Genomic DNA, 12,783 nt, shown 5'->3' with positions numbered 1-12,783 from the left:
AATTTATGTAAATTATTTTTACAGAGATTCCAAATAAGTCAAAAGGTCTGCCATGGCTTGAGGACTGGGCTGAAATTTTGGCATAGGTGGCGTTTCACCACTTGTCACTTGGTGTATGAGACCATAGGGCGATTTGCGTTTAGAGACCCCCTGCAAGCTAGGTCCAACACTACCATCTGCTTGCCAGCCATGACAACCAGCACAGTTGATTTGAAAGATGGCATGTCCTTGTACTGGGTCACCTTTAAGCGCTATAACAGCTTTGGCATAAGGATCTGAGGGTCTAGTTGCATAAACAGCAAAAACGCCCAAAAGGACTGTTAGCACGACCGCCAGAACAATGAGTGCGATGCGCTGAAGCAGAATCTTAGGTTTGGGGATCTGGTTATCCAAAAGTTTGCTGTTCAAGTCAAAGTGTACAAAAAAATTTTATTTCATACACATAGCTTAAAAGTTCTTGATTAAATATGCAATTGATTGTGTTTGAGAGCACAGATTGGGGACAAGGAGGATAATGAGATGAGAACAATGAAAGAGTTGTTGCTGAATTTGGTAGAATCAGTGACGGGAACCAATTTTGTTGCATAAAGGAGATCTAACGTGGTTGAACCCTTGCTAGACGGCATTGTACTGGGTCTAATCTTCGTAACCCTAGCTGGATTGTTTTATAAAGCTTACGAGCAGTACAAGCGTGGCAATCAGCTTGGTTTGTAAGTTTGAGAATAGTCAGTGGGAGAAGGGAGACAAGGAAGAAAGAGCACACAAGGAGAACATTCTACCTTGTCCCCTTGTTCCCCTTGTCTGTCTTCACTTCGCGATTCTATAAAAGGTCAAAGCAGTATTGCCATAAACTTTCTCACGGCAGATTTCCCAAGAAGGTATGATAGGCGGTGTCCAATCTTGGGGGCTGTGTTCTAGTGCGATTTCGCCATCTGTATCTAAAAGATGATGGTAAGCTAAGACTTCTAATACTGGCTGATATAATCCACTTGCATAGGGTGGATCGAAATAAATTTTGTCAAATTGTTGCCCTGAAAGTTTGGGCAATATCTGTAAGACATCTCCCCGCAGCAGTTGAAATTTTTGTTCTGCACTCGTCAGATGCTGCCAGTTCTCTTGAATAATTGCACACGCACGGCTGGACTTTTCAATACCTGTGACTAAACTGGCTCCCCTGCACAAAGCTTCTGCGCCCATTGACCCAGTTCCAGCACACAAATCCAACCAGCGACAACCATCTATCGTTCCCTGCCAAATGTTAAACACTGCCTCCCGTACTCGCGCACTGGTAGGTCGGGTTTCTCTCCCTGGCAATGTTTTTAAGGGACGATTACCGTAAATTCTTAAGCTCATTTGTCAGCAGCCATCAGTCATTAGTCATGAGTCATCGGTCATTTGACAAAGAACAAATGACAAAGGACGCTCGTACAAAATTCTATTATGCAGCAACTTGTGTCCAAACTTGAGATACAAAATTAGAGAGAATTTGCAATCCAACGTTAGAAGATTTTTCTGGATGGAATTGCACCGCCATCAGATTGTCTCGGGCGATCGCAGCTGTGACAGTTTGGCTACCATGAGTGACAGTTGCAGCACAAATTTGGGAATCTGTTGGCTCTACATAATAGGAATGGACAAAATATACCCAAGGATTTTGCGGTAGATATTCCCACAAAGTTGTTTTTGGATGGGTAAGTTCGAGTTGATTCCAACCCATATGGGGAATTGTAATACCTGGTTCGCTAACAAATCGCCGTACTATTCCTTGAATAATTCCGAGTCCCGGTTCAACTCCTTCTGCACTTGATTCAAAAAGAATTTGCAAACCCAAACAAATACCTAAAAAAGGTTTGCCAGAAGCAATTGCTTCTTTGATGGGTTTTTCCAAATCAAGCGATCGCAGCTGTTTTACAGCTGGATCGAAGGAACCCACCCCCGGCAAAACGATAGCATCTGCTTTTTCTAATTCTTTTGCCGAATCAGTAATCCTTGGAGTTGCGCCCGCTTTTTCTAATCCTTTGCAAACTGAGTGCAAGTTTCCCATGTCGTAGTCTACGACTGCAATCAACGCCATTTACCTACTCCTTGCTAATTTATTATGTAGGGTACTTATATTCTAAATAATAATTCTTATGCAGAAAAGGTTTTTATTAACTTCTTTTCAAACTTGGTTACCCCATCAAAAATCAAATTCTTCTGATGATCTACTGGCAGAAGTTGTCCGGCTCAATTGCTTGCCTTATGATTTAACGCTGTTGCGACAATTGCCTGTAGATGTTGAGCAAGCCAGTTTTCGAGTCATAGAAAAGATCCGCGAAGTTCAACCAGACTGCATCATTTGCTGTGGTATGGCTGAAAAACGGACGCTATTAAGTGTGGAAGTAGGAGCTGTCTGTGGGGAAAGTATGTTGGTGACAACTGTTGATTTAGAAAAATTAGTGGTGGGGTTCGGGGCTGTTGAGATTAGCCATGACTGTGGAAAATTTGTCTGTGAAGGTCTTTATTATTCTGTTTTAGATGAACTGCGCCTCCGGGAACTTAAAACCCCTTGCATCTTTGTCCACGTTCCTATTTTGACTGAAGAAAACTTTCCCTCAATTAGGGAGGATTTCTTACTGATGACCCACAAATTGGCACTTTTGTAAAGATAATTGCGTCTCAAAGTAGAAAAAAATATTTCGGTATATGTTTCCATTCTTACTAATTCTTCCCCTTGCACAAGTAACACCTTCCCCAATCGCTCCCTCACCTGCGCCGGTGGAAGAAATAGTGCAACAGCAAGAAGTACGCCCTTTACCAGGAAAATTAGATGAAGTACCCGTTTTCAATAGTAATAGCCCTGAAAAGGTTTTGAAGGAAGGGATTTTGCTGTCAACTTTTCCATCAGAAGGAAAAAAAGTTCCCACAGCACATTTAAATTTTCCTTTTAAAGGTCGATTTGATGTTTTTGCTCATCACGTAGCAGCAGCACCAACTCCTGAAGATTTGCGATCGCTATATCTGGGAATTATCGTACACAACCCCAGTTCTCAACCGGTGACAGTGAATATTTTGCAAGCCGCTACTTATCTCAGCCAGCCAGATGCACCTTTTATTGAGTTGCCATCTAAAAGTGATAATCTTTTAAGCACTATCTTTGCAGGACCAGGCGATCGCGTAACAAATCAAGTTCTTCGAGGACAACGGCAAGAAACTTTCCCTGCTCAAATAATTATTCCACCTGGGGAAAGCCAAATGTTACTAAATGTACCAATTCCCGTCAAAGAACTCACACCACCATTAAATGGTCGGTCTACATATATGCGACTGTGGAGTAGTGGCACAGTTTATGCAGCTAGTCTGGCTATGTTTGCACCAACAAATTCTGATGGTAGCGAACGTCCTCCTACAGTGGAAGAGTGGCAATATCTATTAAATAATAGTGAATTATCCGGACCTCGTGACAAAGTCCCCACTCCTTTAGAAGAGACAAGCAAACCAATAATATACGGGCGGGTTGCTGGAGTTGCCTTAGGTGCGGAATGGAAGGGTTTACTTGTAGATAACCCTGGAAAAACATATCTCACTATTCCCAGTCCCGGACAAGCTTTTTCCTATGGAGTCTCTACTTTAGATCGCGGAACATTAGGTACACAGCAAATACAAAGTGCTCCCATGTTGGTACGCTATCCGGATACTGCTTATCGCGCTCATGGAAACTATGGCGTGCAATACAGCTTAACTTTGCCGTTATATAACAACACTCAAAACCAGCAAACAGTCACCGTGTCAATGCAAACACCTATTAAAGAAGATAAGTTAACTAAATCAGGATTGCGCTTTTTTAACTCATTAGCACCACAAGTCTTCTTTCGCGGATCGGTAAGAGTTCGCTATCAAGATGATGCTGGTTTGCCTCAAATTCAATACGTGCATTTGGTGCAAAGACGCGGACAGCAGGGAGAACCTTTGGTAGTGTTGAATATGAAGGGAGGCGAGAAAAGATTAGTTGAAGTAGATTTTCTCTATCCGCCAGACGCTACTCCTCCGCAAGTTTTGACAGTGACTAGCAGTCAGTAACTTGTGACTGGCAATCGGGAACCAGTACTTGCCTTTAGTCATGTTAGGTTGACAGATCTTGGAGAAGTAAAGCGTTCTGATTCAAATTCAAGATAATGGGGTGGGAATTCCTGAAGAATTGAAATCCAAAATTTTCGACCATCTGTTTACCACAAAAGCTGTTGGCAAAGGTACGGAATTGGGATTATCAATTGCCCATCAAATTGTTGTCCAAAAGCATCAGGGGGTTTTAGAAGTCCATTCTGTTCCGGGACAGGGTGTAGAATTTCTCATCACTCTTCCCGTTGAATCAGAATTTTCCCCAAGAAAAATTAGCTAACTGTGTGCGTTGCAATTGGTAATTTTAGTACATCAATGGGAAGAATAAGTTTGTACGGGCAAAAATAATTGATTTTGCTAGAGGCAGCTATGGTGAAGTTGACTGGTTATCTTATTTCTCAACAAATCTATTCAGGTTACAAAACTGTAGTTTATCGAGGGGTAAGAGAACTAGACCGACAGCCAGTCATTCTCAAAATGATGCGGAATGAGTATCCTAGTTTGAAAGAACTCATACAATTCCGCAATCAGTTCGCCATCGCCAAAAATTTCCAATTAGAAGGTGTGATTCAAACGTATAGTTTGGAACACTACAAGAACAGGTATGTTTTGGTAATGGAGGATTTTGGAGGCATATCTTTAAAGGATTATGTAAAGAATTATTTCTGCACTCGGATGCGCGAGTGCTATAGCGCTTGTCAGGAAGAGTTTCTGCAAATTGCGATTCAAATAGCGATCGCATTGGAAGGGTTGTATCGCCATCGCATCATTCACAAAGATATCAAACCAGCCAACATCCTGATTCATCCCGTCACAAAGCAAGTCAAGCAACTCTTTTGATTTAGCAACTCTGGCAATTATCTGCGAACAATTGCCATCTCAAACAGCTGCCAATTTGTGGAAAGCTTTACAGGAAGGATTGGCGATTCCTACAACAGAAGTTTATAAATTTTATCACAATGAAGGTGCTCACAGTCAATTGACTGTGAGCCATGAGCCATTAGCCAACTACAAATTCCTTCACGACCGCGTACAGCAAGCAGCATATTCTTTAATTCCTGAAGACAAAAAACCAGCGACTCACCTGAAAATCGGGCAATTGCTGTTGAGCAAAACACCCAAATTACAACAAGAAGAGAAGATTTTTGAAATTGTCAATCAATTCAATTCTGGTTTAGAATTAATCACTTGCCAAAGCGAGCGGGAAAATTTAGCATCATTAAATCTGATAGCAGGGCAGAAAGCAAAAACAGCTACGGCTTACATAACTGCTATGAAATACTTGACGACGGCTATCCAACTTCTAGGAAGCGAGCGTTGGGAAACGAATTACGAGCTTACCCTCATATTGCATCAAGAAGCAGCAGAGGTAGCATATTTGGCTGGCGACTTTGAACAAGTCACACAATTGGTAGATATTGTCTTAGAAAAAGCTTCTTTATTGGTCGATAAAATCAAAGTTTATGAAGTCAAAACTAGGTCTTTGGGAGCACAAAATCAAGCTAAAGAAGCTATCAATACAGCATTAAGTGTACTGAAAATGTTGGGGCAAGAATTGCCAAGCAATCCTAAGGATTTAGATATCGAGCAAGCTTTGTCAGAAATTACTGTCAATCTGAAGGAAAGACGTATTGAAGATTTAATTTATCTACCAAAAATGACAGATACCAATCTCTTAGCAATCCTGCGTATTCTATCATTGGTTAATAGTTACTCCTATTATACTGTACCGGAACTGTTCTCATTAATTTTGTTGAAACAGGTCAATTGGTCACTTCAATATGGCAATGCTCCTTTATCAGCCTGTGCATACATGGGTTATGGGATAATACTGGGTGGGTTGATGGGAGATATAGAACAAGGATATCAATTTGGCAAACTGGCTTTAAATATAGTGATTAAATTTAATGCCAAAGACATGAAGGCTGAAATTATGCAATCATTTTATGGTCTGATCGGGCATTGGAAAACCCATCCTCAGAAAGGATTACCATCTTTGTTAGAAGCTTATTCTGCGGCTTTAGAAACAGGAGATTTAGAATTTGCCGCCCTTTCTCTTCAAATGCATTCCAACATTTCATACTACATTGGCAAAGAACTCACCCTACTAGAAACAGAAATGGCAACTTACAATCGTGCCATTGGTCAACTCAAACAGGAAGTTGCATTAGCTTGGGCTTCCATCTTTCGACAGATCGTTCTGAATTTACTAGAAAAAACCGAGAATCCCTATTACTTATCTGGAGAATCTTTTGATGAAGAAACAATACTGCCACTTTTCCAAAAAGCAAACGATCGCCTTGGGCTTTTATTTTTCTATTTCAGCAAATTGCACCTGTGTTATTTATTTGAAGAATATCAGCAAGCTGTAGAATATGCAGCGTTAGCAGAAAAGTATTTGGATAGCGGGATAGGGCAAATCGTCGTTGTACTTGTTCATTTTTATGATTCACTCTCGCGACTGGCAATCTACTCTCAGTCCTTAGAACAAGAACAAAAGAGTCATCTGGACAAGGTGCGTATCAATCAAGAAAAATTACAGAAATGGGCGCATTACGCACCGATGAATTACCTGCACAAATTCTATCTCGTGGAAGCAGAACGCCATCGAGTACTCGAGCAAAAATCGGAAGCGATCGAGATGTACGATCTTGCTATCTCTTTATCTCAGGAGAATGAGTACCTCAATGAAGAAGCTCTCGCTTGGGAATTAGCTGCTCGCTTTTACCTGTCATGGGGGAAACAAAGAATTGCTCAAGACTACATGACCCACGCCTACTATTGCTATGCTCGGTGGAGTGCAAAGGCAAAAGTTTCTGACTTAGAAAAACGCTATCCTCATCTACTAGACTCCGTTCTACAACCGCAAACAAATCTTCTCAATTCAAGCGATACACTTACAGTGTCCGGCGAAACAACATTAGTGACGCCCTCAAGTAGTAGCAGTGTTTCCGAACAACTCGATTTGACGAGTGCGATCGAAGCTTCACAAACTCTGGCAAGCGAAATTGAATTGGACAAGTTACTTGATAAATTGATGCAAGTTGTCATGGAAAACGCCGGAGCCAAAAAATGTGCTCTGATGTTACCTCATGGCAACAATTTAGTGATTGAGGCGCTTGCAACCTTCTCAGGAAGCCCAATTATTCTGCGCTCGATTCCTGTTGAGTCTTGTTTGGAAGTTCCTCTCCACCCGATTTACTATGTCAAAAATACGCTCAAAACTTTAGTGATTGATGATGCTGTTGCGGATAATTCCTTTATTAGCGACCCCTATCTCAATCAATACAAACCCAAAAGTCTGTTGTGTACTCCCATCCTCAATCAAGGGAAGTTAATTGGAATTTTGTACTTAGAAAATTCTCTGACGACCGGAGCCTTTACCTCCGAGAGATTGCAAGTGCTGAACCTTCTGATTTCCCAAGTCGCCATCTCCCTGGAAAACGCTCGCCTCTATCAAAAATCCCAAGACCTCTACCTGCAAATGCAAAGCTACGCCCAACAACTCGAACATTCTCTGAGCGACCTACAGCAAATGCAACTCCAACTCATCCAAAATGAGAAAATGTCTGCTTTGGGGAATTTAGTGGCGGGTGTAGCACACGAAATTAACAACCCTGTGGGATTTATTGCGAGTAATTTACAACCAACACTTGAATATCTTCGCGATCTATTCCACCTGATTGACCTTTATCAAGAAAAATTCCCTCATCCTGGTGCTGAAATTTTAGCTCAAATCGAAGCGATAGATCTCGAATACCTGCGGGAAGATTTTCCCAAACTGATTGACTCTTTAAAACTGGGAACCGATCGCATTCGTCACATGAGCCAGAGCTTGCGGATCTTCTCCCGCGCTGACACCGATACCAAAGTTCCCTTCAATGTTCATGATGGTCTTGAATGTACCTTGCTGATTCTCAAACACCGTTTAAAAGCAAATGGCAACCGCCCGGAAATCAAAATTATCAAAGACTATGGTGAGTTACCATTAGTCAAATGTTTTCCCGGACAACTCAATCAAGTCTTGATGAATCTTTTAGCTAATGCTATCGATGCTGTTGAAGACTCATCTGTCTCAAAAGCGCCTAGGATTTCCATTAGGACTCAACACCTGTTGGAGAAGCAAAGTATTCTGATTGGGATTCAAGATAACGGGGTGGGAATCCCTGAGGAATTGAAATCGAAAATTTTCGACCATCTGTTTACTACAAAAGCTGTTGGCAAAGGGACTGGATTGGGATTATCAATTGCCCATCAAATTGTTGTCCAAAAACATCAGGGGATTTTAGATGTCAATTCTACTCCCGGAGTGGGTGCGGAATTTCTCATTACTCTTCCAGTGTAATGACATATCGCGTTCAGATAACTGACACGTGCTCAAGCTTTAGGACAATTTGTCTGTGCGAATCCACACGAGCCAAGCATAATTCATTCTGAGAGATTTTCTGGATTACGGGCATCTGTTAATCTAAACCTCCCCCATTTTATCTTTTTTCCCTGTTCAATCTTTCCTTTCTTAAAGCAGCGAGAGGTTCACTTACAGAAGTCACTGCTTCTGGGCGAAATTGTAGCGCGGGATCTTGTACCACTTTCAAAGCTTTTTCCAAGTTCGAGATAATTTTGTCTAGCTCTTGTGTTGGTAACTGCTTGATATTTTGTTGCCATTTGGAACTGATAGTACCCAAAGCATAAGCCGCACTATGACGGGCTGTGATATCTGTATCTTGCAAGCGCATTACTAAGATCGGTATTGCAGGTGTAGAGGCTGTACCAATGCTACCCAAAGTAGAAGCAGCACTGACCCGCATCCAAGGATCCCCTTCATCCTGTAACTTTCTCATTAAGACAGGTACGGCTGGTGCAGCATCTTTCCCCATAGCACGTAAACCATGAGATGCATTGTAGCGTTCCCATGACTTTGTGCTATTTAAACCTGCTATTAAATGAGGAACATAGGCTTGCTTGCCAATTTTTTGTATGGCTAGGACTGCAGAAGAACGAACAACTGGATCTCCATCGTCTATAACTCGCAGTATAGCAGGCGCAGCTTCACTTGCATTTGGCCCCATTTGACCTAAGATCGCAGCTGCACTAGCACGCACTTGAGGGTTGCTGTCCTGTAACGCTGTTATTAAAGCGGGAATAGCAGATTTGCCAGCAGTGACTAAATTCTCTATAGCCGCAGAACGTTGTTGGGGATTCTTTAATTGTTCGATATAAGACTTAATTTGTATATCATTTTGTGACTGCGCCCAAATGGTATTTATCTCTAATAAAGATACTGCCAAACAAACTACTGCGATCGCACAGCCTTTAATTGTCAATTGAGTCAACATTCGTAGAAAAAGCATATATTTCAGTAGGTTGTTATTGGGGGCTGCAAGATACTAGACTTCTTCATGAAGCCCGGTATCCAAACAAAGAGTTATCTTGGATCGTGGCTATGTCAAAACCAAATTATCTCTATGTACGACAGTTTCCGCTCCGACATAACCTAAAATAGTAGGAATTTCACTGGAACGACGCCCGCAAATCTTTTGCAGTTCCCCACTGGTATAGTTAACAAGCCCTCTAGCAATTTCATGACCGTTTTTATCGCATAACAGGACTGCTTCTTGAGTGTCAAACTCTCCTTCTACTGCCAAAATCCCTGCGGCTAATAATGACTTTCCTGAAGTAGAAATTGCGATCGCTGCCCCTTCATCTAGGTACAATTTTCCTAGAGGAACCAAACCATAAGCTATCCAGCGTTTGCGAGCAGAAGTTGGTTCGGGGTGTGCTTCAAAGTGAGTTCCAAAAGATTCACCTTGTAAAATCTTTTCTATATTCCGGGGTTGTCGTCCTTGAGTAATCACTGTACGAACACCAGCTGCTGTTGCAATTCTTGCTGCTGATATTTTAGTCACCATACCACCTGTTCCCCATTGAGAACCTTGACCACCTGTTTGGACTTGTAATTTTGCTAATTCATTTATATTACTTACTAAAGATATAGGCTGTGCATCAGGTACAGAACGGGGATCTGCTGAATAAAGTCTATCTACATCAGTCAGTAAAAACAGCCAGTTAGCTTCTACTAGACTAGCAACTAAAGCGGAAAGCGTATCATTATCACCAAATTTTAGCTCTTCCACTGCCACCGTGTCATTCTCATTCACCACTGGAATGACACCCAATTCTAGTAATTCCCTAAATGTATTGTATACGTTGAGATATCGACTGCGCTGCACCAAGTCACTACGGGTCAGCAAAACCTGAGCAATTGGTTGCTGCAAGGTTGTAAACAAATCGTCGTACACTCGCATTAACCTACCTTGTCCTACAGCTGCTACCGCTTGTTTTAGAGCAATTGCTTTGGGGCGTTCAGTTAGACCCAACCGAGCACAACCGACGCCTACAGCACCAGAAGATACTAAGATCGCACGATAGTTTTGCCTTCGCAGGTCTGAGAGGGTTTCTGCTAAGGTGGCTATTGTAGAAAGTGCCAATTGTCCGGTTTCTGGTTGTGTCAGGCTAGAGGTGCCTATTTTAACAACAATTGTTTGAGTCATTTGCCTAACCAATTGATAAAGCGCCAGTCCCCCTAATATATGAAGGCTGACGCTCTATATTTTATCTGTACTTATTATATTTGAGGTCTTTATTGTGCTGACCTCACTGTTATATATACCTATATTCTCCGAATTTTAGCGAAAACCAAAAGTTGTTAACTATTTCTTTAGATTTAGTTTCCTGTCTATTTGTCACGATTTTTAAATCTTCTTTTTTTAGGAGTAATTGAGGCTCCTAATATTTCTGATACCCAAACTTCAAAGTTCCGTATCGGATGAGAGCGCAGGGCTGCATCAGGGTGTATAATAGGCTCAACCAATATAGTAAACATTCCCAAGCGATTACCAGCTAACACATCAGTAAACAAGCGATCGCCAACCATTGCTACCTGGTTCTCGGGCAAATCCATTGCTTTGAGCGCTTCTCTAATCTTGCGACGCGAAGGTTTAGCAGCACCCGTAAAGTAAGGTAAATCGAGAGAGCGAGCGATTCCACCTATACGAGCATCACTGATGTTATTGCTTACCAACCATAATTTTGCACAAGTGCGGATCTCTTCTACCCACTGCTGCAATTCAGGAGAAGCTGACGCCACTCTTATCGGTACTAACGTTTCATCTACGTCTAACACCAAACCTTTAAGGTTGTATTTCCTAACTATATCTGGTGTGAGGTTTAACACCGACCCCTCTACAATCAAATCGGGCTGCAAGAAATCGTTCCAGCGCATAATGTTCCCAAGTCAGCGACTACCCTCTCTACCATCTTCTCCCTTGTAAAGTGCAAAGCCACAGCTTTAAAGGCAGCTGAGTCAAAACAGGTAACCGCTGCCTATCTTTAACTATCAAAGGTTTTCTATAGACCATGATAGTCTAAAACCCTTATTAAAAATTAAAATTTCTTTTAACTTCTAATTTGGGATTTATAAATTTCATTCAACTTCATTAAACAAGTGTTCTTCTAACAAAGGCTGAACTTTGCGGAACTCTTCTGGAGACAATAACTCGGGGTTACCATTTTTTGCTATGCGTGCAAAAAACAGCAAGGGGTCTAGGGGTGTGTAAATAGCATATTCTTGCTCTTCATGATAGAAATTAGCAAGAAGTTGCAACTGCTCTGGTTCTAGATCGGTTCCTTCATCTTCAATTTCCAAAGTGAAGAGTTCTGACTCCTCAACAGGAGGCAATTCACCAGAAACAGTTAAAGCATACGCAGTATTTTTTAATGCCAGGTTTTGTTCTGCAAGAACAACCTGAGCTGTTGCAAAAATTTCGTCAATTCTAGCTTCATCTTCAACCAGAATAGCTTCCTCTTCCTCATCGTCGCCTTCCCAAGAAAAAATTTCTACTGGTGAGTCAACAGGAAGAAGCAAGACATATTCTTGCCCATCTACTTCTAAGGAGTGCTCGATATAACAATCAAGGGTTCTTCCTTTTTCGTCGGTGAGAGTGATGGAACCGGCATGAACATTATCTTCTTCAGAAAATGGCGAGGAAAACATAGCCTAATAGGTGATTTATATTGAAAACGGACTTTCTTATCTTTATTCTTTTAACTGATATTATCAATCAAATAGTTATTGGAATAAATCATCAGTCTTGTAAAGATTACCTTAAATAATTGTATCAATCAACAGCAGCCTCCTTATCTTTGGACATGGATCGCCTTGCATCAAGCCATTGTTGCAAGATAAGAGCTGCTGCTTTACGGTCAATCAAGCCTTTATGACGGGAAGGCGAGCGATTTTCTGAGAGCAGCATTTGCTCTGCTTGAAAGGATGTCAGCCTTTCATCTATATATTCCACAGGAAGGTTGAGCGCTTTGGCAAGTCTTTTTGCAAATTTTTGTATTTGACGTGCCTGAAAGCCCAAAGATCCATCCATTGAATAGGGCAATCCTACAACCAAAACTTGTACTTCGCGATCGCTTGTAATTTGGCGGAGCTTTTCCACGTCTTTCTCAAAGGAAGTCCGCTCAACTGTGACTAAACCAGTGGCAATTAATCCCGTGCGATCGCATCCTGCTACACCAATTCGCTTGCTACCCACGTCTAATCCTAGTGCGGATACGTACTTTTGGGGAGTGGAAGACTTGAGGTTATTTCCCTGTGTCCCCAAATCCCCCACTCCCCGT

At 41.7% G+C, this 12,783-nt stretch carries 14 protein-coding genes; 6 read left to right on the top strand and 8 right to left on the bottom strand.

Translation table 11 applies throughout. The annotated features are described in order from the left end of the window. Window positions 1-18: 18 nt before the first annotated feature. Window positions 19-393: a c-type cytochrome gene (locus AB0756_RS05125; RefSeq protein ID WP_038072313.1), complete on the bottom strand. Its 375-nt coding sequence runs from the start codon at window positions 391-393 to the stop codon at window positions 19-21. Window positions 394-600: 207 nt separating this feature from the next. On the opposite strand from AB0756_RS05125, the gene petG reads away from it, so the two are divergent. After that, window positions 601-714, top strand: a complete 114-nt coding sequence (gene petG, locus AB0756_RS05120; RefSeq protein ID WP_048871568.1) for a cytochrome b6-f complex subunit V — start codon at window positions 601-603, stop codon at window positions 712-714. Window positions 715-807: 93 nt separating this feature from the next. Here petG and rsmD read toward each other — a convergent pair whose 3' ends face one another. Next, window positions 808-1,353: a 16S rRNA (guanine(966)-N(2))-methyltransferase RsmD gene (gene rsmD, locus AB0756_RS05115; RefSeq protein WP_038072234.1), complete on the bottom strand. Its 546-nt coding sequence runs from the start codon at window positions 1,351-1,353 to the stop codon at window positions 808-810. 85 nt (window positions 1,354-1,438) lie between these two features. Beyond that, complete coding sequence (hisH, locus tag AB0756_RS05110; RefSeq protein WP_038072231.1) at window positions 1,439-2,074, bottom strand: imidazole glycerol phosphate synthase subunit HisH; 636 nt, start codon at window positions 2,072-2,074, stop codon at window positions 1,439-1,441. 58 nt (window positions 2,075-2,132) lie between these two features. Between hisH and AB0756_RS05105 the strand changes: the two genes are divergently transcribed. From AB0756_RS05105 to AB0756_RS05085, 5 genes are all read left to right on the top strand, one after another. Then, the gene (locus AB0756_RS05105; RefSeq protein ID WP_038072228.1) at window positions 2,133-2,645 is read left to right on the top strand and encodes a C15 family peptidase; all 513 of its coding nucleotides are present in this window, start codon (window positions 2,133-2,135) and stop codon (window positions 2,643-2,645) included. Between the two features lie 40 nt (window positions 2,646-2,685). Then, on the top strand, window positions 2,686-4,059 hold the full coding sequence (locus tag AB0756_RS05100; protein WP_038072226.1) for a DUF3370 domain-containing protein: 1,374 nt from the start codon (window positions 2,686-2,688) through the stop codon (window positions 4,057-4,059). A 76-nt stretch (window positions 4,060-4,135) separates the two neighbouring features. After that, window positions 4,136-4,378 (top strand): sensor histidine kinase, encoded by a 243-nt coding sequence (locus AB0756_RS05095; RefSeq protein WP_082051793.1) that lies wholly within the window; start codon window positions 4,136-4,138, stop codon window positions 4,376-4,378. Between the two features lie 89 nt (window positions 4,379-4,467). Then, window positions 4,468-4,938, top strand: coding sequence for a serine/threonine protein kinase (locus AB0756_RS05090; protein ID WP_038072221.1), 471 nt, complete (start codon window positions 4,468-4,470; stop codon window positions 4,936-4,938). A 31-nt stretch (window positions 4,939-4,969) separates the two neighbouring features. Next, the gene (locus AB0756_RS05085) at window positions 4,970-8,443 is read left to right on the top strand and encodes a trifunctional serine/threonine-protein kinase/ATP-binding protein/sensor histidine kinase (RefSeq protein ID WP_050046292.1); all 3,474 of its coding nucleotides are present in this window, start codon (window positions 4,970-4,972) and stop codon (window positions 8,441-8,443) included. 139 nt (window positions 8,444-8,582) lie between these two features. Here AB0756_RS05085 and AB0756_RS05080 read toward each other — a convergent pair whose 3' ends face one another. The 5 genes from AB0756_RS05080 to ruvX all read right to left on the bottom strand — a co-directional run bounded on the left by AB0756_RS05080 (window position 8,583) and on the right by ruvX (window position 12,776). Next, complete coding sequence (locus tag AB0756_RS05080) at window positions 8,583-9,449, bottom strand: HEAT repeat domain-containing protein (RefSeq protein WP_038072219.1); 867 nt, start codon at window positions 9,447-9,449, stop codon at window positions 8,583-8,585. A gap of 90 nt (window positions 9,450-9,539) precedes the next feature. After that, entirely contained in the window at window positions 9,540-10,649 is a 1,110-nt protein-coding gene (gene proB / locus AB0756_RS05075; protein ID WP_038072217.1) for a glutamate 5-kinase, read from the bottom strand. 185 nt (window positions 10,650-10,834) lie between these two features. Further along, the gene (locus AB0756_RS05070; RefSeq protein ID WP_038072215.1) at window positions 10,835-11,380 is read right to left on the bottom strand and encodes a YqeG family HAD IIIA-type phosphatase; all 546 of its coding nucleotides are present in this window, start codon (window positions 11,378-11,380) and stop codon (window positions 10,835-10,837) included. Between the two features lie 201 nt (window positions 11,381-11,581). Continuing rightward, window positions 11,582-12,151 (bottom strand): DUF3727 domain-containing protein, encoded by a 570-nt coding sequence (locus AB0756_RS05065; protein WP_038072213.1) that lies wholly within the window; start codon window positions 12,149-12,151, stop codon window positions 11,582-11,584. 124 nt (window positions 12,152-12,275) lie between these two features. Next, entirely contained in the window at window positions 12,276-12,776 is a 501-nt protein-coding gene (gene ruvX / locus AB0756_RS05060; protein WP_082051834.1) for a Holliday junction resolvase RuvX, read from the bottom strand. Window positions 12,777-12,783 lie beyond the last annotated feature (7 nt).

This window comes from Tolypothrix campylonemoides VB511288_2 (assembly GCF_045999855.1).
Taxonomy (GTDB): Bacteria; Cyanobacteriota; Cyanobacteriia; order Cyanobacteriales; family Nostocaceae; genus Scytonema; species Scytonema bouteillei_A.
The sequence above is the reverse complement of the archived record's forward strand: the minus strand, read 5'-3'. Positions and strand labels throughout refer to the sequence as shown.